This window comes from Sandaracinaceae bacterium (assembly GCA_020633055.1).
In the GTDB taxonomy this organism is placed as follows: domain Bacteria; phylum Myxococcota_A; class Polyangia; order Polyangiales; family Houyiibacteriaceae; genus JADJJE01.
The window spans coordinates 149994-171985 of record JACKEJ010000014.1 but is presented as its reverse complement, the minus strand read 5'-3'; the positions used below and the strand labels follow the sequence as shown (position 1 = coordinate 171985).

The following is a 21992-nucleotide window of genomic DNA, read 5'->3' as shown; positions in this document are numbered from 1 at the left end:
CGTGTCATGCCGGTTGTGTTGGAGAGTTAGAGATATTCTATGGAATGATCTAGTAGAAGTGTAAGGTTCCTCTCCGCCGCATCCATCTCGACCGCGCTTGCGTAGGGGTCCTGCTTTGCTCGTTCGACCACTCGCTGCGCATTGTGTATTGGCGAGTTCCCGTACTTGTCCGAGATCTTCGGGTCGGCACCATGCTGGAGAAGTAGGACCATGGCCGGGTGTGCCTTCGCAGAGAGCTCGGGCGGCCACCCGGCAAGACGGGCAAGCGCTGTCTCTCCATGGTGCCTTGCTGAGTCAGCAGGAACGCCATGCTCGAGCAACCATGAAAGGAGTTCTAGGTGCGGCGAACTCGTGGCCATTCGCAAGAACTCACTCGATGGAATGAGTGAAGATTGAACACTAGCGCCGTACCGAATCAAATCCGCAGCAATGTCCGTATAATCTTCTTTCCGTCCAATGACCGCTTGATAGGATTCGTGCGCATCTCCCAACGCTGAAGTAAGCGCACCTTCATACTCACCGGTCTCGACCAATCGTGCGAGGAGTGTTCGCGACGGACGCCGGACAGCAATACTGAACACATCTGGTACGTCGCTCGCGCCGACGATCTTGCGTAGTCGGACCGCGAGGTCGTCGTGGCCGCAATAGGCGCTCCATTGAGCAGAAGTCCAACCGGCATGGTCCTGCGCTTCGAGCTGTGCACCGACGCTCGTGAGCCGGTCAAACACGTGTTCATGTCCGTGATACGCTGCCACCATCAAGGGAGTCATTCCGCGTGCGTTGCGCCGATTGACGTTTGCACCCGCTGCGATGAGAGCGTCTGCCCAGGCTTCATTGCCAACCTCGGCTGCGTAAAACAGCATGTCGAACCCATGAGCGTCCACTCGCGAGATATCTGAAAGTGAAAGACCGTCGCTGGGAGCGTTAGTGTCGAGCACCTTCTGCATTTCCTGCGTGCGACCTTCGTCCCGTCTCCGACCGTAGCCCGCCAGAACGGATACCTCACGGGCGTTCTCGAACACCTGCCGCGCCGCCGCAGACGCATGCAGCTTGCGGCGTCCGTAGTAAAAGAGGGGTGGCATGTCGTCGTCGCACGCCAGAACAGGGTCGGGCGTCGGCTTTGTGGTGTGAACGGTCTTAGGCGTCGCAGTGACGCGCGTATAGTCGAGAGAGTCGGTCAGATTTGGAATCTGAATGGCTACGAAGTCATGGCAGACCCGCGCACCGTGGCGTGGCTTTCGCGTTTCGATGTCAGAGTCTATGAGTATCACGTCCGTGCGTTTAGCGTCGGGTCCGACTTGAGCGAGGGCGTCCGCAATGTCACGTGAAACGATGACTCTATTCTCTGGTGTATGAATAAAGTCGGTGCGCAGTGCAGTACTGAAGTTCGCTGCGTACTCCAGAGGACTGCCATCGAGTCGATGTTTGCCGAGAAAGACGGCGTCGTACACTTCGGCTGCATCGGCAAAGCGGTTCGTCTCGAGTCGAAGTGGATACATTATCGGCATGTCGCGGTTTCCATCACGTTAGTCGTTGTAAAGATCATCGATCGCTGTCACGTCGTCCAAGTGTTGACCACCCGAGTCCTGAATAATGCCACGCAGGTCATTCTCGACGTCTGTGATCGCTGCATCAAGGTCAGCGCGGTCGACCCCTCGAAGGTCTGGGGTTCCGTCAGGGTATGTATCATATCCTGGTAATTGCTCCATCCGCCGATCCATCGCCTCGCGGACGCGCCTGTTGTAAGCTGGATGATCGCGGCTCCCACCTCTGGTATGGGTTGGTAGTTCGGAGCGCGCTGCCGGGGACGCCGCCTCACTGGGCAGCATGATTCCGTTATTCGCCCTGTCGACACCGTCCCGCTGCGGGGTAGCGTCACCTGCCGCGCGCGGTCTGCCCCGGATTCCTTCGTCCCGTGCTCGGCGGGTCATCGGGTGGTCGCGGTCGACGCTTGCGGGGATGACGTGGTGGGCCGCGTGGTCGGGAGGGTGTTCGTAGGTTGGATCAGATGTGCGTTCCCGATCGCGTATCTCGGTTCCGAGCGCTCTTGAATCGCCATGCTCACGGCGTGGGGTCACGTCGAGATCCGCTCGGGACATGCCGGTGCCTTCGAGCATCATGTCGATGACTGCTCGATCGTCTCGACGGCTTCGGTCCAGGCCCATGTCTTCGATTACCTGCCGCAGCGTCTCTCGCCGCTGTGTAGCGCTCTCTGCATCCGCACCTTCCTCCGCGGCACCGTCCTCACTGCGCTGGCGCGGGCAGCGCTTGGTGAGCCCACGGAGGTCCACATCGCGCAGCGGGTTGCTGTCGCTGCAGTAGCCGTACAGGTTGAGCCCACCGGCGATGCCAACGGGGTCGCTCTCGAGGTAGCGGCCGAGCTCGGGCGAGTAGTACCGAAAGCGGTTGTAGTGCAGGCCGGTGGCAGCGTCGTGATAGTGCCCAGGAAAGCGCAGGGGCTGGTGGAAGTCCGCGCCGACGTGCACTTCGCACTCGCCGTAGGGGTGGATGGTGGCCTCCCACACCACCTCGCCGCCGTCGTCCTCCACGCGCTCGGGGCAGCCGCGGTGATCGGTGAAGACATAGTAGCGCTCGCCGTCCTGAGGGCGCTCGCTGGCTTCTTCGCGTGACGCGTAGTCCACCCACATGAAGGGCACCAGCGCTTCGACGTCGGCGTACACGTACACGCGCAGCGCGCCGTCCGGGCCCTCTTCGGCGGCGAGCCGGTCCCGGTCCCACCAGAAGCGGGAGCGGGCGCAGGCGCGCTCGCCTGTAGCGTCGGGAGCGCCGTAGACGCGTGTCTCGGTGCGCCTGCCGAGGGGGTCGTAGTCCGCCTCCCAGACGGTCTCGGGCGCTCCGTAGCGGTGCAGCTCCAGGCCGTAGGCCGGGTGCCCGGGTGGGTACGTCTCGCCCGCTTCAGCCGCCGCAAACGTGATGCGTCGCAGGCGGTCGAGCGCGTCGTGTTCGTAGCCGAGCTTGCCCCACGCGCCGTGCCGCGCACGCACGTGGTCACGCGTGTCGTAGTCAAAGCGGTCGCCGTTCGCGCGGTAGAGCCGGTTGCCACGGTCCACCTGCACCAGCCCGTCGTCCCGCCCGCCCACATGCGCGTCGGCCAGGCCCGGCTTCTTGCGCAGGTTGCCGGCGGCATCGTGAGCGTACTCGCCCTGTCGCCCGTCGGCGTCGGTGACGCTGGTCAGCCGGTGGGCGGCGTCGTAGGTGTAGCGCGATGTCCCCCGCAGCGAGTCTTCGCGCGCCAGCAGGTCGCCCTCGCCCGACCGCCAGAACTTGCGCGTCCACGGCCGCTTGCTCCCCGAGTCCCAGTAGCTCGTCTTGCCCCAGCAGCGTCCGCGCCCGTCGTGCTGCGATACCTCGGTGGTCCCGCTCGCCAGCTCCCGCCGCACAATCCCCGCGCCCAGCCGCTGCACGCGGTGCACGCGGTCCGTCGGGTCCACCACCAGCAGCGTGTCCGCCTGCGGCCGCAGGTAGCGCACGCGCACCCCGAGCGTCTCTACCTCGAGCGCCTCGCGCCCCAGGAAGCGCGTGCGCACGCCTTCGTCGGCGCGCAGGTCCGCCGTGCGCAGTCCCCCGTAGGTGTGCGCAAACGTGCACGCGGCCTGCGCGTTGGTGGCGCTGGTCTTGCGCCCATGCGCGTCCCGCTCGAACACCTCGCACGTGCCGTCGTGGCCTTCGCGCTTCATCAGCACGCTGCCCGGGCCGCGCTTGTAGCGCACCAGCGCGCTGCCCTCTGGGCCCTGCTTCTCGATCAGCCGTCCTATGGGGTCGTAGACGTAGCGCTCACGCATCCGCCCATGCCGATGCACCTCGGCCAGACGGTGCTGCGCGTCATAGGTGTACGCGCTCTCCGTGCCCCCGGGGTCCACCACCCGCGTCAGCCGGTCCCACGGGGTGTGCTCCAGCTGCGTCACTCCGCCGAGTGGGTCCACCTCCTCGACGTGCTGTGTCCACTCCCGGTAGACGTACTGCCAAGTGCCCCCGTCGAAGTCCGTGAAGCGCTCGGTGTTGCCGGTGCCGTCGTAGCGATACGTCCGCCGCACCTCCTGCCCCGACATCGACTTCTCGACGCGCACGAGCGTGTCGAAGTCGTCCCGCACCTCCCGCTCCACACCGGTGTGCTCGGCGCCCACCAGCGCCTGCCGTGCCTCGAGCGGAAGCTGAGGCGGCAGCGACGTAGCCCACGGCACCTCGAAGCCTGGCGCTTCGAGTCCACCATGTTCCCACCCCAACGCAGTCTCGGCCATTCGGTGCGCGAGGGCCGGCGCCACGCGGTGCGGCTCCGCGTCCAGCGGGCGCAGGTACCCGTAGCCATCTCGCTTGCCGTAGGCACGCCCTGCGCCGTCTCGGGCGTAGGGCCAGACCTGCCCAGAGGCGTCCACTTCGGCGACGACGTGCCCATCATCCGCGAGGACGAACGTGTGAATGCCACCGTCCGGCGCCTCGATCTCCCGCAGCGTCCCTTCGGGCTCGTAGCGGTACATCCACTGTGCGTCCGTCGACTCGTGGGTGACCGTGGTCTCCCGCGCCTCTGGACGGTACGCGAGCGTGATCCCGACTTCCCCGTGCTCGCCTCGCGCCCTGACACAGCGCCCCGCGTCGTCGTACACGTACTCGAACGCGACTCCGCGTCGGTTCACCTTCCGGACCACGCGACCCGCATCGTCGTAGTCGTAGCGGAAGGCCTTCCCGTAGGCGTCCCGCCCCCCGAGCAGGAACCCATGGCGGTCGTACTCGTACTCCACGCACGTGACCTGCCCCTCCGGACGCAGCCACACGATGGCCCGCAGCAGCCCCTCCCGCGTGTACTCCACCCGCAGCGTGCGGTGTGCGTAGTCCACGACGCCCACCAGTCGTTCCTGCCCGTCGTAGTCGAAGTGCGCTTCGTGCAGCCCGTCGACCATGCGGACGAGCTTGGCCTCGCGGCGCTTGCGCCCGAACGCCCGTCGTAGCTCGTAGATGGGCTCGCCAACCTTGCGGACCTGGTACAGGTCCTCGCCCACGCGCTCCAGCACGTGGCCCTGCCGAGCATCCCGCGCACCAACCTGCGAAAGCACGTGGAACTCGACGGTCGGGCCGTCGGGTCGCTCGTAGCGCACGCCGTCGAGGTCGAAGCGCAGGCAGCGGTCGAAGGCGTGGCGGTGCCCCCATCCGTTCTGGCGCTGTTCGAGCACCCACGCCGTGCTGAGGTGGCGCACCCACGCGAACGGTACAGGGCCTCGGAGACGGAACTCCGTGGCCTCGTCGCGCATCTCGCCGGTGATGACGTCGACCGGGTCGCCGACCCAGCTTGGTCCCAACGACGCGCAGCCTGGCTTGTTGGAAGGCGCAGACATCAGCAGGTGTCGCAGTGCCCGTGAGTGGTGGCGTCTTCCCCGTGTCCTGCTCGACGACGCACGCGCCCCCGAGCCGCGCGAGCGAGGCGCCGCGCCGCCTTGAACAGGTCCTTGGCCATGTCCAGCGAGTTGGGGATGGGTACCCCGCCGATCAGGACGTTCGCCTGCAGCGGGACCATCATGCCGATGCCAGGGCCGACGCCCGGGTCCTTGCCGCACATCAGCATCAACGCGAGCGCCGCCACGTCCAGCGCCGCTTGGGCTGCGCTGGTCGCCGCCCCCAGCGCCTGCCCTGCCGCGGCCGCGCCGGCAGCCTCCGCCGCGGCGGCGTCTCCGGCGGCCGACGCAGCTGCCTCGGCGTCGCTCGACGCGGACGAGTCCATCGCGGAGGTCGCGGCCCCCAGCACGCCGAGCGCGGCGCCTGCGACGGCCATGCCGATCATGAACGCGCCCCCGCCCATCGGGTTGCAGTGCAGCGTGAGGTCCATCGCGCGACCCGCCCGGGCGCCTCCGATGAACACGTTGCTGGAGCCCGTCCCGATCTCGAACACCGGCGCGAGCGAGACGCACGTGAGCGCCACGCCCATGTCCCCGGCCCGGATGGCGGGCATGCCGCCGATCAGCACGGACGCGCAGGAGGCCAGCTGCGCGACGCCGAGGCTGGGCAGGGGCACCATGGGCGCAGGTGGGATCAGGCTGGGCGGGTGCAGGTGCCCGTGCATGCTGCCCACGTGCATGGCGCCCAGCGTCAGCGCAGGCAGCGCCACGCCGTTGCCGAACACCGCGTTGGCGGCCATCGCGATGCCGGTGTCCATGAGGTCGAAGGGGGCGCCCACCAACCCCAGCACCCCGCCCAACACGGACTGCGCCACGCCGAGCGCCCCGTGCTCGGGGTTGGGGGGCGTCACCACGGCCGCCGTGCTCGTGTTCAGGCTGGCCACCAGCATGTTGATGTTGGCGTCGGCTTGCGTCGTCGGGCGCGCGACCTCGGGGACGGTCAGCGCGCGTGGTCGCCCCTCGGGGCGCGCCGCTGCGAGCCGCTGTTGGTTGGCCGTCGCCGTCCGCGCCGGGTGTGGCGGTTGCGGGCTCATGCTGCCGTGCTCCTCTCCAGCTCGTCCACCACGCGACGCTCGTCCTCGATCTCGCGCAGCCGCTCGCGCAGCCCCTCGCGCTTGCACAGCGCGTGCTGCCGCGTGAGCAGCTCCCGCCACTGATGGAACATGCGGAACTCCTTGCAGAGGCTCGCGGCGGCGATCCACCGCGCTTGGGCGCGCGCGACGTCACGCGCGTCGCGGTGCACGTCCCCCTGCTTGGTCATGACGTCGATCTTGGCGGACAGGTTGGTCAGCTTGCTGGCGACCTGGTCGGCCAGCTCGTAGTAGCCCAGCGCCTCCTCGTGCTGCCGCAGCGCGTGACAGACGTCGCCCAGGCTGGTGGTCAACAGCAGCGAGATGGGCAGCGCGAGCAACTCCGGCCCCGCCACGGCGAGTCCTTGCTGATAGATGGACTTGGCGCGCTCCAAGACGCCGCCGCGCTCCGCGGCCAACCCCATCCCGTGCAGGCACAGCGCGGCGTAGGGGACGCTCCCGGAGCTGGCGAAGTACTGGTAGGCGGCGCGAAACTTGCTCGCGGCCTCTGGGAGGCGCTTGTGCGCGATGTCGATGCCCGCCAGCTGGATCAGGCCCATCGCCCGCTGCTGCATGGGCGCGTTCGGGTCGGCCGTCTCGTCCGCGATGGCGTCCGCGAGCGCGTGGAAGGACAAGTCGGCCTCGAGCACCCGCAAGTCCTCGATCCCTTCCCGCCCGAGGTACGGCACGATGAAGGGCGCGGCCGCGTCGTCGCGCACGAAGATGCGGATGCCTTGCATCCAGGGCTCGTGTCCGACGCGCGGGAACAACCCCGAGACCACCGTGGCGTAGGCCGCCTTGTCGCGAATCTCGAGCGGGAGAAACGCGAACACCACGTGCCGGTCCAGGGGGTCGCCAGCGAGCGTGCGCACGTGCGCCATCATCGCGCGGAGACGGTCGATCACATGGACACCCGCGTCCCGACAGACGGCCGGGAGGCTGGGCAGTGGCGCTTCGCCATCCTCGGCGCGGACCTTGTCGGCCTCGGCCAGGCACGCCTCCACGCGCACGAAGATGGACTCCACGTAGTCGTCCAGCCCCGTGCAGGGCACGGCGAACTGCAAGAAGATGTCCGAAGGCGTCTCGTCCTCCACGGCCTTCAGGGCCGACAGGATGATCGCGAACTCCGTGTCCAAGGCGTGGATGACCTGCACGAAGTCGTCGCGTTGGTCCACGAACGCTTGCAGCTCTGCCTTCACTCGCTGGATGGCGCGGTTCACGGCGGCCCTCAGTTGATCTTCACGAGACCGCCCGTGATCTCGTGCGTGCCCATGGCGCTGGAGGTGATCTTCGGGCCACTCAGCGCCGCGCCCGATGGCGTCAGCTCCAACGTGCTGCCTTGGCCAGTGGCCGCGACCTTGGGGCCGGCGATGCTGATTCCGTCCGCGCCGATGACGATGGACGCGCCGCCCACGGTGAGCTCGATGGTGGTGGCGCTGAGCGTGAGCGTGCCGCCCGACGACGAGATGCTGGACGAGCCGTTGGTGACCGTGAAGTCCGTGCTGGTGCTGAGGTCCACCCGGTCCTGCAGCGCCAGCGTGTGCGCCCCCGCGTGCGTGATGCTGGCGGAGACGCTGGCGTCCATGGACAGCGCGCCTCCCGTGACCGACACCGACTTCCCGTCGCTGACGGTCTCGACGTCCTTGCCGGTGACCGTGGTGGTGCGCCCGGCCTGGTACTTCTCGGAGACCGCGCCCGTGACCGTGGTGGACGACGTCTGGTCGACCGTCAGCGAGTAGGTGTTGTGGAGCTTGACCTCCTCCGCGCCCGTCACCTCTTGGGTGCGCTTGCCGGTCACGGTGATGGTCTCGTCCTTGGACACCGTCTTGGTGCGGTTGCCGGACACGCTCAGCGACTGGTCCCCACCCACCGACTCGCTGTCACCGCCGTCCACCGTGTTCGTGTGGCTCCCGTGCACGGTGGTGGTGTGGTTGTTCTCCACCGTCTCGTTGAGGTCCATCTGCGCGTGGAGGATGATCTCCTCGGCGCCCTTCTTGTCCTCGAAGGTGAGCTCGTTGTAGCCGAACTCCTCTTCGTCCGCGGGGGTGGGGCTGGAGCGCGTCTTGATGGTGCTCTTCGTGAGCTCCTCGTGGGGCGGGTAGGGCGGCGCGTTCTCCGTGTTGTAGACGGTGCCGGTGACCAGCGGCTGGTCGGGGTCGCCGTTCAAGAACGTGACGGTCACCTCCATGCCGATGCGCGGGAGGAACATGAAGCCCCAGCCCGCGCCCGCCCACGGCTGCATGACGCGCATGTAGCAGGAGCTGTGCTCGTTACGCTCTCCCAGCCGGTCCCAGTGGAACTGTGCGCGGATGCGGCCGTGGGGGTCCGTGTGGATCTCGACGTCGGCCGGACCGACCACCGTGGCGGTCTGCATGCCCAGCACGCGGGGCTTGGGCGTCCTGCGCACGGGCCGCGCCATCTGCTCGGCCAGCATGCACGTGAACTCGTTGTAGTACGCCTCGCGCTGCGCGCCGCCATCGCGGTCCAGGCCGTGGTGCTTCACGGTGAGCACCACGTAGCGCCCGTCCAGCTCGGGCATGGGGTGACCCAGCAGCTCGAACGCGACGCCGGGCATCATGCCGATGGCGGTCGAGACCCCGGAGGCCACGTGCGCCCGCACCAAGTGCGCTTCGTAGCGCAAGCCGGTCTGCGGCTCGGAGTCGTGCGCGCCGAAGCCGTTCCCGTCGCTATACTCGGAGAAGGTGAGCGGCCGCGTGTCGTGCTCGTAGAGCTCGCGGCGAGGCCCCACGACGGCGCCGTGCACGGGGTCACCTTCGGCCGGCGCGGACGCCTCCGCCGTGGCCGACACGGGGTGCGAGGGGTGCGTCCAGTCGAAGTGCCGCGTGACCACGGCGTTGGGCGTCATCTGCGCGAGCATGTGGAACTCGCGGACGTTCTCCTTGCCCTCCACGGCGTTGTCGCGGGACACGAAGTCCAGCTCGCGATCGTGCAGGCTGACCAGCTCGCGGTACTTGGCCGGCGAGTCCGAGAGCACCATCACCTCGTGGTCGTCTTCTTGGTCGAACCAGTAGGCGATGCCCTCTTCCTCCATGAGCCGCGTCACGAAGTCGAGCGTGGTCTCGTCGTACTGAACGCGGTACTCGCAGACCGCGTAGGCGCGCTCCAGCTCCAGCACCACCTTGCGCTGGTAGGGCTGCAGCGCCGCCTCGAGGACGGTGGCGAGGATCTTGGGCACGGGCAGGTCTTGGAAGATGCGCGTGTCCCGCTGCTGCGAGAGGCCCCACAGGGCCGGGACCACGCGCACGTGGACGGACACCTGGTCGCGCGCCGTGCTGCCCGTGCGCACCGAGCCCACGACGCCCGAGAGGCGATGCTGCACCGTGCCGCGCTCGATGAGCAGCGCGCACGACTGTCCCAGCAGCTGCCCGCCCTCGACCGTCATGTCGTCCGTGCGCAGGTCGATGTCCACGCGATACGGCTCGTTCATGGCTTGTTGGGCGTCGACCGACGCGACGACCCACGTCACGTCGCTGCCGGGGCACTCGAAGTGGAACACCGCCTGCGCCGTGTCGTCGACGTTGCTCAGGACGGCCGCGGAGAGCTGCTCCGCCAGGCGCGCGATGTCGCCGGGGAAGGAGCCCGACGACGCGCCCGAGGAACCTCCACCGCCGCCGCCTTGGACGCTCGCGTCGGCGCGCGCCATGGCCGCGCCCGCCACCTGCGTGGTGGCGCTGGTGACGGCTCCCGCGACCGCGGGGGGCACCCCGGCGTCGGATAGCGCAGACCCCGCAGCGGAACCGGCCGCGCCCGCTCCGGCCTGGGCCGCGCCAGCCGCTCCCCCGGACACCGCACCCGCAGCGACGGAAGTGGCCCCCTGCGCGACCTCGGTCGGGACCCCCGCCTCGGCCAGCCCGGCCTGCGCGCCCTGCGCCGCCGCCTGGGTACCTGCCGCCTGCGCAGCCGCGCCCGCGGAGGACGGGTCTTGGGCGGCAGCCGTCGCCACCTGTACTGCCCCGCTGGTGGCCGCGTCACGCGCCTGATCTGCCGGGTCGTCCTGGTCGTGTGCGCTCATCGTCTCCCCTTCGGTCGTCTGGACCACAAACAACCCGGATAGGCGTGCACTGTGGCGTACCGCGACCTACACCGTCAAGGTTCAACAGCGGAGTGTCGCTCTCGGCGCATCCCATAGCGCGAACATCAGCCTCGTTCTTCGCTGCCTCGGGCGCGTCTGGTACGGTCACGGCACCCCCCATGAGCTCTGCTGACGTCGAGACCCTCCTCACCCTCCAGCGGATGGAGTCCAAGCTGGTGGACGCGCTGTTCGAGCACCCCGGCGCCATCTCCCGGCGTCGCGAGCACGAGCTCCGCTACGCCCTGTCGTTCGCGGGACTGCACCGCTTCCAGCCGGGCGCGGCCGCCAAGGGGGGCCTCAGCGGGCGCCGCGACGTGCCCGTGGTCATCCCGGCCCTCGACGACTACCGGCGCATGGTGGTGGGCGTCATGAGCCGGCCCCTCTTGCACACGCGCGACACGGACAAGCGCCTGCGTGAGGTGAACCGCGCCTACGAGACCATCGCGCACCGGGTGCCCGCCACGAGGCGTGCCGTGCTGGACGCGCACGTCAACGACTTCTCCGCGCAGGAACTGGACGACGAGGTGGGCATCAAGACCCTCGTCAGCATCGCGGGCGGCGGTGGCGGGGCCGGCTACGTCTACATTGGGGCGTGGGAGGTCATGCAGCGCGGGGGGCTCATCCCGGGCTACATCATCGGGTCGTCCATCGGTGCGGTGCTTGGCCTGTTCCGTGCGAAGGAGCGCGAGGGGGACTACGCCGAGCACCTCGAGCGCGCGAAGAAGCTGCGCCGCGACGAGGTCTTCCGCTTCATCTCCATGCGTGCGCGCTACGGGCTGCCGGGCATCTTCCGCCTGTACCTGCACCACGGTTTGCAGGATGGCTTCCGCAACCCGGATGGCAGCCCCATGCGCCTCTCGGACCTGCAGATCCCGTTCGAGGCCGTGGTCGGTGGCGTGCGGCGCGGGGCCCTCGAGGAGTCGCCCGAGGCCTACGCCATCTCGCACCACCTGCCGCAGGACCGACGCCCCGGGCGGCTCGAGCTGCGCGCGCGCGTCGCGACGCAGATGGTGCGCATGTGGTCTTTCGTGAACCCACGCGTCGTGAAGGAGGTCGTGCTGGGTGGGGACACGCTCACGGCGAACTTCGACGCCATCGACGCCGCGGGCTTCTCGGCGGCCATCCCCGGCATCCTCCACTACGACATCGCGCGCGACGACCCGAGCATGCACTCCATCGCGGCGGCGCTGATGGAGCGCGAAGAGATCGACGCCATGGTGGATGGCGGCGTCGCGAACAACGTCCCGGCGCGCACAGCCTGGCGTCAGGTGCACGCCGGCAAGATCGGCACGCGCAATTGCTACTACCTGGCCTTCGACTGCTTGTCGCCGCAGATGAGCATCGGGCACGCGTGGATGAACGTGGGCGAGCGGGTGCTCCAGCTGCAGGTCGCGCTCAACAAGCGCTACATGCACCGCCGCGTCGCGTTCCGGCCCACGCTCTCGCCCGTGACGCTGCTGCCCAGCGCCAAGCAGATGGACCAAGCCGTGGCCTGGGGGCGCGCGCAGATGTCGAGCGAGGTGGCGCGCATCCAGAAGCACATGGAGCGCTTCCCGTACGAAGAGCCCTGACGGGTCTCGTTCGCGGCGTCGTCCCTCTGAAGTGCGCCGGTCTCGTCGAGCGGTTCACGCGCCACGGCACGACCAAGCTGTGCCCGAGCCCCTTGCCCATGGATGGGGACGCTGAATGCGCGCTCGACCCGCGATACGCTGTGCGGCATGAGCCTCTCCCCGACCCCGGTTCGCCCGCGCTTCCGCGGCGCGTCGCTCGTGCTCGCGTGCGCCCTCGCGCCCTCGCTCTCCTGCGGTGGAGGCGGCGGTGTGTCGTTCCCCAACCTGCTTGCCGACCCCGCGTCGGGTCCGCCAGCAGGGACGGAAGACGCCGCCTGCCCGGTGCCCGCGGATGGGGCCCCCCTGGACGTCAGCGCTCCCCGCACGGTGGTCGGTACGGGCACGCCGGGCAGCTGCACCTCGCAGGCCTTCGTCGACGCGGTCGCGGCGGGTGGGGTCATCACCTTCGACTGCGGCCCGGACCCCGTCACCATCACGCTCGAGGAGACCGCCAAGGTGTTCAACGACACGGGCCCGGAGATCGTGATCGACGGCGGTGGTCTCGTGACGCTGAGCGGCGGCGGGCAGCGGCGCATCCTGTACATGAACACGTGCGACCAGGCCCAGGTGTGGACCACCAGCCACTGCAACGACCAGGACCACCCGCGGCTGAGCATCCAGAACATCACCTTCGTCGATGGCGACGCGAGCGGGGAGGACCCGGACGGAGGCGGCGCCATCTTCGTGCGTGGCGGACGCTTGCGCGTGGTGAACTCGCGCTTCTTCCGCAATGCGTGTGACGCCGTCGGGCAGGACAACGCGGGGGGCGCCATCCGCGCCTTCGACCAGTACCGCGACGAGCCCATCTACATCGTCAACAGCACCTTCGGTGGGGCCAGCGACCTGGGCAACCACTGCTCCAACGGCGGGGCGCTGGGCAGCATCGGCGTGTCGTTCACGGTCATCAACTCGGTCTTCACGCACAACGAGGCGACCGGCAACGGCGCGAACCCCATGCGCCCAGGCACGCCGGGAGGCGGCAACGGTGGCGCCATCGCGAACGACGGCAACCGCTTCACGCTCAGCCTGTGCGGCAGCGAGCTTCACGACAACGTCGCCAACGAGGGCGGTGGCGGCATCTTCTTCGTCAGCAACAACCGCACGGGGGCGATGCGCATCAGCCGCTCCACGCTGTGCGACAACGAGAGCCTGGGCTTCGAGACCAACGGGTATCCGGGTATCTTCGTGCTGGCCTCCGGAGACCCGAGCGTGAGCGGCAGCACGCTGAGCGAGACCTGCGCTGCCCCATAGAGTGCGTGCTCAAGCGCGGCGGCCGATCCAGACGAACACCGCGACGGTCGCGCCCACGGCCCACAGCTCGGGTGGCAGCGCCTCGCCCAGGAGCCACGCCGCCGCCAGGAACGTGAAGAACGGCTGGAGCAGCTGCACCTGGCTCACCGTCGTGACCCCACCACGCGCGAGCGCCGTGTACCACGGGATGAAGCCGAGCAGCTGCGACACGGTGCCCACGTAGAGGAGCCCCCCGAGCGCAGCGGGGCTCGGCCACGCCGTCATGGCCCGCAGCTCGAGCGCGGCCCACGGGACAGTCAAAGGCGCCACCAGCAACACGGCCCATGCGATGACGTCCACGCTGGGGAGCTGCCGCGTGAGCTGCGCGCCCTGGCTGTAGCCCAGCGTCGTGAAGCCCACCGCGAGCAGCAGCAGCAAGTCCGAGCCGCGGAGGGCCCCGCCGCCCTGACGCTGTGCGAACACCACCACGGTCGCCGTCGCCGCGAGGGACATCCACCAGAAGCGGGCAGGGCGGCGTTCGCCATAGCGGAGCGCGGCCCAGCCGGCGGTGGCCATGGGCACCAAGCCCAAGATCACACCCGCTTGGGAGGCGCTGCCCTCTTGCATGGCGAGCGCGATGGTGATCGGGAAGCCTACGGCGACGCTCAGGCCGACGCCTGCCAAGCGCAGCGCGAGACGGGTACCCGGCCAGGGGGCCCTGCGTGCTCGGAGCAGCAGGGCGGCGAGCACGGCCGCGATCGAGGCACGACCGAGCGCGAGCGCGAGCGGCGTGAAGCCCTCGAGCGCCAGGTGGGTCATGGGCATGGTCAGGCTGAAGGCGGCGACGGCACACAGGCCGAGGGCGAGTCCGACAGCGGTGTCACGGCGCGCGGGGGTGGAGGAGAGGGGAGGCTCGAGGACGAGCGGCGCGTGGGTCTGACTGGGCATGCACAGAGCCTGGCCCGCACACGCGGATAGGCACAGATGCAGTGTCTAGACAGTTTGACAGGTACAGATGGATCGAGAACCATCTGTACTGCCCCCGCGGACACCAACTGTCATGCTCTACGAAGACGTCGCGCAGCGCCTCGAGCGCTTGATTCAGGACGGAACGCTGCTTCCCGGGCACCGGCTGCCCTCCGTGCGGCACCTGCGCGACCGCTGGGGCGTGAGCGTGGCCACCGCGCAGCACGCCTTCCGGGTGCTCGAGACGCGCGGGCTGGTGGAGGCGCGACCACGCTCGGGCTACTTCGTGCGAGACACGCCGCGCCTGTGGCTGCCCGCGCCCGAGCCCACGGCCCCGCTGCCCGAGGACGAGCGCCTGCGCGGCCTCTCCGTGCTGCGCGAGACGGCCACGCCGGACCTCGTGGCGCTCGGCACGGCGTTGCCCGACCCGGTGCACTTGCCCATGCGCACGCTCACGCGCCTCTCCGCGCAGCTGGCGCGCGAGCAGCCCGACCTGGCCTTCGGCTATGCGCTGCCGCCAGGCCCCCCGCAGCTGCTCCGCGTCCTCGCCGCCCACGCGGCGGATGGCGGGGCCACGCTCCAGCCCAGCGACATCATCACCACCACGGGCGTGATGGAGGGCATGTACCTCTGCCTCGCCGCGACGACGCGCCCGGGGGACCGCGTGCTGGTCCAGTCCCCCACGTACTTCGGCATCATCGAGAAGATCCAGTTCATGGGGCGCGTGCCGGTGGAGGTGCCGAGCACGCCGGAGCAGGGCGTGGACCTGCGTGCGTTCGAGCAGCTGCTGGGGGAAGGCCCCGCCGCGTGCGTGCTGGTCCCCAACTTCAACAACCCGTGCGGGAGCCTGCTGTCCGACCGCGCCAAGCAGCGCATCGTCGGGCTCTGTACCCGCGCCAAGGTGCCCCTCATCGAGGACGACATCTACGGCGAGCTCGCCCACGACGGGCACCGCCCGACCACGCTCAAGTCGTTCGACCGAAGCGGTTGGGTGCTGCTGTGTAGCTCGGTCAGCAAGGTGCTCGCCCCTGGCCTGCGGGTGGGCTGGGTCGTCCCCGGGCGCTTCTACGACGCCGTGCTCGACGCCAAGCTGGCCGTGTCCTTCGCGAGCGCGAGCCTGCCCCAGCTGGTGGTCGCCAGCTACCTCGAGAGTGGCGGCTACGACACCCACCTGCGGCGTCTGCGCGACGCCTATCGGGAGCAGGTCATGGCGGTGGGTCTCGCCGTACGGCGCCACTTCCCCCCAGGCACCCGCTGCACCCGCCCGCTCGGCGGGCACGTGCTGTGGGTCCAGCTGCCCGAGGGGGTGGACGCCATCGACCTCTACCGCAAGGGGCTGAAGCAAGGCGTGGGTGTCGCGCCCGGACCGCTGTTCTCGGCCACGGGGCGGCACCGAGGCTTCGTCCGCATCAACTGCGCGAGCCCCTTCGACGACCGCACCGACGCCGCGCTGGCCAAGCTCGGCGCGCTGGCGCAGCGGGCGCAGCTGGGGCGATCCCGGCGCTGAGGCAGGAGCGCGCGGCGGCGTTCTCGTGTCGCGTGCCCGAACACCCCACCCGATCCTGTTCGAAGATCACGAGAAAGCCTCGTGAACATTGGACAATTCACCTAGGTGACGTTCTCGAACGCTGCGTGCGCCATGTCCACATTGAGCGTACGTTGGGAGCGTGAACGTACGCATCGTCCCCCGGTCCCGTGTCTCCGCCGCGCTCTCGTGCTTCTTGCTGTCCCTGGCGGCAGCCGCACCTTTGAGCGCTCAGACCTTCACGGGGCACTTCCCCCGCACGGAGCTCCCGAACACCTGGACCCGTCCGAACGGCGCGTGCAACGGTCTCGATCCGAACCCCTCGACGGTCCGCACGTTCAACACGCTGCGGGTGACGCTCCCGGCGGCTGGCAACTGGACTGTCACGGCCACGCGCACGGGCGGGGGTCCCATCGCGATGGACTTCTACCAGCCCACGTTCCAGCAGGACTTCCCCTGCTCCAACCGGTGGAACCTCACCGGTGTGCAGGGCACCAACTCGGTCTCGCGCGTCTTCACCAATTGCGCGACCTGCACGGGCTCCACCTACTTCTTCGAGATGGTCGTGAGCGGCGCCAACGCGACCGACGCCGCCGACTTCACCGTCACCGTGACGGGGCCCGCGGCGATCACGCCCGTGTGCTTCAACACGGGCTCGGTGGCCCCGAGCATCCAGTCGGTCGCCGCGTCTGGGGGGGCGTTCTCGGCGACCTATTCGCCAGGCTCGGACCTGGGCTGCCAGGGGGGGTGGACCAGCTCCGGCGCGCCCGCCTGGATCTCGGGGATTCCAGCGTCCGGGAGCGGGCCGACCACCCTCAACTACACCGTCGCGGCGAACACCGGTTCAGCGCGCAACGCGTTCATCTCCATCGGCGCGACCTCGTTCTCGGTGCGGCAAGCCGCGGCGTCGTGCAGCTACGCGCTCACGCCCACGTCGACGAGCCGCACCGCGTCGGCGGGGAGCGGGACGGCGACCATGACCGCTACCAGCTCCTGCTCGTGGAGCGCGAACTCGAACGCGGCCTGGTTGACGACGAGCGCGTCGGGCTCGGGTTCGGGTTCGTTGAGCTACAGCTTCACCGCCAACACTGGGCCCGCGCGCTCGGGCACCATCAACGCAGGCGGCGCATCCTTCACGCTCAACCAAGCATCGGGTTGTACCGGGAACCTCGCCAGCAGCAGCGCGAGCGTGGGCGCGGCGGCGGGCTCGTCCTCCGTGGGGCTGGTCATGTCCAACGGCGCGTGTCCGTGGACGACCTCGGAGGCCGTCTCGTGGATCACCGGTGTGACCGCCAACGGGACCGGATCGGGGAACGTCAACTTCACCTTCGCGGCGAACACGGGCCCCGCGCGCAGCGGGAACATCACCATCGCAGGCAACACGTTCACCGTGAACCAAGCCGCTGGGTGCTCGGCGTCGCTCCCGGTGAGCAGCGCCTCCGTGGGGGCGGCTGGCACGACGTCGAGCGCCACCATCACCATGACGGCTGGGAGTTGCTCCTGGACGGCGAGCACGTCCACCCCTTGGATCAGCGGCGTGACCCCCAGCGGGACCGGCTCGGGGAGCGTCAGCTACACGGTGGCCGCCAACACGGGTCCCGCGCGTACGGGCACCATCACGATGGGCGGCCAGACCTTCACCGTGAATCAGGCCAGCGGCTGTACGGCCATGCTCGCGTCCAGCGGTGCGTCCGCTGGCGCGGTCGGCGGGGTAGCCAGCGTGGGCCTCACCATGTCGAACCCGGCGTGCCCGTGGACTGCCTCGAGCGGCACGCCGTGGATCGGCGCGGTGACACCCAGCGGCACGGGCAGCGCCAGCGTCAGCTACACCGTCGCGCCAAACCCAGGGCTCGCGCGCACGGGGACCATCACCGTGGCAGGGCAGACCTTCACCGTGACCCAGGCGAACGGCTGCGCGCCGTCGCTCCCTGCCAGCAGCGCCTCGGTCTCCGCCGGTGCGGGCACCACCAGCGCGGGTATCAGCATGAGCGACCCGGCATGCCCGTGGACGGCGTCGACCAGTACGCCGTGGATCAGCGCGGTGACCGCGAGCGGCACGGGCAGCGGGGTCGTCAACTACACGGTCGCGGCCAACGTCGGGCCTCTACGTAGCGGGACCATCACCATCGGCGGCCTGCCCTTCACCGTGACCCAGGCGAACGGCTGCGCGGCGGTGCTGACGCCCAGCAGCGCGTCCCCGGGGGCCGGCGGCGGCGGCGGCAGCCTCGGCATCGCGCTGTCGGACCAAGCGTGCGTCTGGACTGCGGTCGCATCCGCCCCATGGGTCACCGGCGTCACGGCGGGGGGCACTGGCGACGGCACCGTGAGCTACTCCGTCGCGCCCAACACGGGGCCAGCGCGCACCGCCACCGTGGCGATCGGCGGGCAGACGTTCACCGTGAACCAAGCCAGCGGTTGCAGCGTCGCGGTCGCGCCGATGACCGCGGGTGTGGGAGCCGCAGCGGGCAGCACCACGTTCGCGATCACGACCGATCCCGGCTGTGGCTGGACGGCGTCCTCCCTGGACGCGTGGGTCACCGGCGTCACGCCCAGCGGTACGGGGCCCGGCACGGTCACCGTCGACTACGTGGCGAACCCGGGGCTGGTCCGCAGTGGGCTCGTCAGCGTGGCCTCCACCGGCACGGCCAGCACGGCCGAGTTCATGTTCACCCAGGCCAATGGCTGCAGCGCTGCGATAGCGCCCAGCATGACCTCGGTCGGTGCCGGCGGCGCCACGAGCAGCGTCGCGCTCACCATGTCCGACGCCGCGTGCCCGTTCACGGTCGGCAGCGACCAGGCGTTCGTGACGCCGCTCGTGACGAGCGGCATGGGCTCCACCAACGTCGGCTTCACCGTGGACGCCAACGTCGGTCCCGCGCGCAGCGCCACGCTCACGGTCGCTGGACAGCCCTTCGCCGTGACGCAGACCAGCGGCTGTGCGCTCGTGCTCACGCCCACCGGCGCGAGCGTCGGCGCCGCGGCAGGGACGACGTCGTTCGATGTGGCCACGGCCCCAGGCTGCGTCTTCACCACCAGCGAGAGCCTGCCCTGGGTCACCAGCGTGACCCCCGCGGGCACGGGGGCGGGCGCCGTCAGCGTGACCTACGACGCCAACGTGGGGCTGCCGCGCAACGGCAACATCCGCGTCTCCAGCGTGGACACCGGGGTGACGGCGGACTTCGCGCTCGACCAGGTGGACGGGTGCACCGCGTCCCTCGACACCTCCTCGATCAGCGTCGATGCGAGCGCCAACACCGAGAGCGTGGTGCTGACGATGTCCGACCCCGCTTGCCCCTACACGGTCAGCGCGAACGACGCGTGGCTCACGCCCGACACCATGAGCGGTTCAGGTTCGGCCACCATCGGCTACGACGTCGCGGCCAACGTGGGGCCCGAGCGCATGGGCACGCTGAGCGTTGCGGGCGAGACCCTCACCGTGACCCAGGCGAGCGGCTGCAGCATCGACATCGCGCCCGCCGCGAGCACGGTGAGCGAGAGCGCAGGCACCGCGTCCTTCGATGTCACGACGGCCCCGGGGTGCACCTACGCCGTGACCCACGCGGTGCCGTGGCTCGTCTCCGTCCCGCTCACCGGGACCGGGCCAGGCGCGTTCGGCTTCGGCTACGGGGACAACACAGGCGTCGAACGCAGCGGCATCCTCACCGTCACCACCGACACGGGCGACGCCGAGGACTTCACGCTCACGCAGACCGATGGCTGCGTGGTCACGCTGCCGGTCAGCGCGGCCGACGTCACGGCTGCAGGTGGCACGTCCGACTTCATCGTCGAGATGGGCTCGGGCTGCAGCTACACGGCGGCCAGCAGCGACGCTTGGCTGAGCGCGACGGTCACGGGCACGGGCGTCACCTACACTGCCACGGCCTGGGACGGCGCGGCGCGCAGCGCGGACATCACCGTGAGCAGTGACACAAGCGCGTCCTCCGCCTCGTTCACCGTATCGCAGGCCAGCGGTTGCGTGGTCATGCTGACGCCGGGCAGCGCCACCGCCGCAGGTGCGGGGCAGGAGCTCTCGTTCAGTGTCGCGACGGGGCCGGGCTGTACCTTCGGCGCAAGCAGCCCCGACGACTTCATCACCGACATCGTCATCGCGGGCGACACGGTCACGTTGCGCATCGGCGAGAACGGCCGCACGGCGCGCATGGGTTCGGTCGTGGTAACCGCCGACATGACCGACTCGGAGGGCACGTTCGTGATCCAGCAAGGGGAGGGAGACGGCCGCCCGGGTGACGGTGGCGTGGCGGTTGGCGTGGTCCCGGTGGGCGACGGCTGCGCGGCCACGCCTGGCACCCGCAGCGCGGGCGCCGCGTTCTTGGCGCTGCTCGTCGTGCTGGGCTTGGGTTTCCGCCGAAAGGTGCGCGCTCGGGCCGTGGTGAGCGGGGCCGTGTTGCTGTCCCTGGCGTCACCCTCGACCGGAGCGCGCGCGCAGGCGTTCGAAGAGGGCTACGACCTCATGACCTACCGTCCGGCGAGCAGCGCGCGCATCGACTACGGCAGCGTCGAGAGCGGCGAGTCGCGCCTCGCTGGCTACTTCGAGCTCGGCGCCACGCTGGGCTACGACGCGTTGCCGCTGGTGGTGGACACCAGCAACGGCGAGACCGCGCGCGCCGTGGCCGGGCAGGGGTGGCTGCGACTCGGCGGCGCGTTCGCGATTGGGCAGCGGTTGCGGCTCGGGGTGCAGATGCCGTTCGTGCTCGCGCGCCACGGTGACGCGGCCGTCCTGCCCGACTACCCCGACGTCGACCGCGCCGCCGTCGGTGACTTCGTCTTCACGCCGAAGGTCACCTTGTTGACGCGGCCCCTCGAGGCGGGTGCGAGCTCCGACGCGTACTTCGGCCGTGGCTTCGCGCTGGCGCTCTTGCTGCCCGTGACCCTGCCCACGGGACAGGCGGGCCGACTCGCCGGCGAGGGCGTGACCGTCGAGCCGCGCGTGGCGCTCGACTACGCCACGCAGACCGGTTTCGGGGGCGCGCTCAACGTGGGCTTTCGCCTCCGCGGAGACCGTCATGTCATCGGGAACGAACTCGACGAGGCCATCACGCTCGGGCTCGCTGGGCGTGTGCCCGTGGTGAACCACCTGTTCGCCGTGGTGGAGGTGGTCGCGGACGTGGCCGTGCGAACGCCAGACACGCGCAACGCGTCACGCGGGGAGGCGCTGGCCTCGCTGCGCTACATGAACGAGTCCCTGGTGGTGTCCGGCGGGCTGGGCGCGGGGTTCTTGGGCGGCCTTGCCACCCCTCGGTTCCGTCTCTTCGCCAGCGTGACCTACGCCCCGACCCATGGGCGGCGACGCGCCGAGGATCCCCGAGAGGGCGCGGACGTCCCGACCGAGCCGGAAGTTCAGCCCGAGGCACAGGTGCAGCCGGAACCGGAGCCCGAGCCCGTGCTGGAGCCGGCGCCCGACCCCGAACCCCCGGTCGCGGAGGTCCTCGCGAGCGAGACCCCGCCCGCGCCCGAGCCCCACGAGACGGACACGCCAGAGCTGGACCACTGCGAAGCGGACCCCAGCGCGCGTGGATGCGGCCCAAGGGCCCTCTGTGGGACCGAAGAGACCCGCGCGCTGCGCGACACCGCGGGTCTCACCACCGTGTCTGGCTTCGAGACCGACAGCGCGACCTTGCCTGCGGGCTCGGAGGCGTCCATCGCGCGCATCGCAGAGCGCCTCCAGTCCAACCCGGACATCGACCAGGTCATCCTCGTGGGGCACGCCGACCCACGCGGTACCCGGGCCCACAACGCCGGACTCAGTCGGCGCCGCGCCCAGCAGGTCCGTGACGCACTGGTGCGGGCGGGCGTCGCGCCCGAGCGCCTGCGGCTCCGCGCCGTGGGGAGCCTCTGCGCCGAGCCGCCCTACGACGCCGAGGAGAACCGGCGCGTCGAGCTGCTGATCGTGCAGTGATCCGTGCTCATGCGTCCGCACGTACTCGTATGGGCCGTCCGGGCAGGGTGCATCGGGGCTTGGGGCCTGCTACCTTCGCGGCCGCTCGGCAGCGCTCCGTTGTCTGGCGAGCGCTCTCGCAAGAGCGCGCCCATCCCCGTCACGTCGCAGCGCCTTCCTCGCTGCGCAGGAGAGTC

At 69.8% G+C, this 21992-nt stretch carries 10 protein-coding genes; 4 read left to right on the top strand and 6 right to left on the bottom strand.

Annotation, left to right across the window (positions count from 1 at the left end; all coding sequences use genetic code 11):
• Positions 1–26 precede the first annotated feature (26 nt).
• The 5 genes from H6726_29720 to tssI form a co-directional block, all read right to left on the bottom strand.
• Positions 27–1508 (bottom strand): ankyrin repeat domain-containing protein, encoded by a 1482-nt coding sequence (locus H6726_29720; protein MCB9661856.1) that lies wholly within the window; start codon positions 1506–1508, stop codon positions 27–29.
• An 18-nt stretch (positions 1509–1526) separates the two neighbouring features.
• The gene (locus tag H6726_29715) at positions 1527–5348 is read right to left on the bottom strand and encodes an AHH domain-containing protein (protein ID MCB9661855.1); all 3822 of its coding nucleotides are present in this window, start codon (positions 5346–5348) and stop codon (positions 1527–1529) included.
• Complete coding sequence (locus H6726_29710) at positions 5348–6085, bottom strand: PAAR domain-containing protein (protein MCB9661854.1); 738 nt, start codon at positions 6083–6085, stop codon at positions 5348–5350. Before H6726_29710 ends, H6726_29715 begins: the two co-directional genes overlap by 1 nt.
• 350 nt (positions 6086–6435) lie before the next feature.
• Positions 6436–7695: a hypothetical protein gene (locus H6726_29705; GenBank protein MCB9661853.1), complete on the bottom strand. Its 1260-nt coding sequence runs from the start codon at positions 7693–7695 to the stop codon at positions 6436–6438.
• An 8-nt stretch (positions 7696–7703) separates the two neighbouring features.
• Complete coding sequence (gene tssI / locus H6726_29700) at positions 7704–10508, bottom strand: type VI secretion system tip protein VgrG (protein ID MCB9661852.1); 2805 nt, start codon at positions 10506–10508, stop codon at positions 7704–7706.
• A gap of 179 nt (positions 10509–10687) precedes the next feature.
• Here tssI and H6726_29695 point away from each other — a divergent pair, with 179 nt between their 5' ends.
• Positions 10688–12139 carry a patatin-like phospholipase family protein gene (locus tag H6726_29695; GenBank protein ID MCB9661851.1) on the top strand — a complete coding sequence of 484 codons (1452 nt, stop codon included), beginning with the start codon at positions 10688–10690 and terminating at the stop codon, positions 12137–12139.
• Between the two features lie 147 nt (positions 12140–12286).
• Positions 12287–13429 carry a hypothetical protein gene (locus H6726_29690; protein MCB9661850.1) on the top strand — a complete coding sequence of 381 codons (1143 nt, stop codon included), beginning with the start codon at positions 12287–12289 and terminating at the stop codon, positions 13427–13429.
• A gap of 9 nt (positions 13430–13438) precedes the next feature.
• Here H6726_29690 and H6726_29685 read toward each other — a convergent pair whose 3' ends face one another.
• A complete protein-coding gene (locus H6726_29685; GenBank protein MCB9661849.1) occupies positions 13439–14356 on the bottom strand; it encodes a DMT family transporter in 918 nt (305 codons plus the stop codon).
• Between the two features lie 112 nt (positions 14357–14468).
• On the opposite strand from H6726_29685, the gene H6726_29680 reads away from it, so the two are divergent.
• Entirely contained in the window at positions 14469–15881 is a 1413-nt protein-coding gene (locus H6726_29680; GenBank protein ID MCB9661848.1) for a PLP-dependent aminotransferase family protein, read from the top strand.
• 160 nt (positions 15882–16041) lie between these two features.
• A complete protein-coding gene (locus tag H6726_29675; GenBank protein MCB9661847.1) occupies positions 16042–21816 on the top strand; it encodes an OmpA family protein in 5775 nt (1924 codons plus the stop codon).
• The last annotated feature ends 176 nt before the right edge of the window (positions 21817–21992 follow it).

Coding starts and splice junctions, on each gene's coding strand:
- H6726_29695 (MCB9661851.1), top strand. CDS start 10,688: ATGAGCTCTGCTGACGTCGAGACCCTCCTCACCCTCCAGCGGATGGAG.
- tssI (MCB9661852.1), bottom strand. CDS start 10,508: ATGAGCGCACACGACCAGGACGACCCGGCAGATCAGGCGCGTGACGCG.
- H6726_29685 (MCB9661849.1), bottom strand. CDS start 14,356: ATGCCCAGTCAGACCCACGCGCCGCTCGTCCTCGAGCCTCCCCTCTCC.
- H6726_29690 (MCB9661850.1), top strand. CDS start 12,287: ATGAGCCTCTCCCCGACCCCGGTTCGCCCGCGCTTCCGCGGCGCGTCG.
- H6726_29720 (MCB9661856.1), bottom strand. CDS start 1,508: ATGCCGATAATGTATCCACTTCGACTCGAGACGAACCGCTTTGCCGAT.
- H6726_29680 (MCB9661848.1), top strand. CDS start 14,469: ATGCTCTACGAAGACGTCGCGCAGCGCCTCGAGCGCTTGATTCAGGAC.
- H6726_29710 (MCB9661854.1), bottom strand. CDS start 6,085: ATGCACGTGGGCAGCATGCACGGGCACCTGCACCCGCCCAGCCTGATC.
- H6726_29715 (MCB9661855.1), bottom strand. CDS start 5,348: ATGTCTGCGCCTTCCAACAAGCCAGGCTGCGCGTCGTTGGGACCAAGC.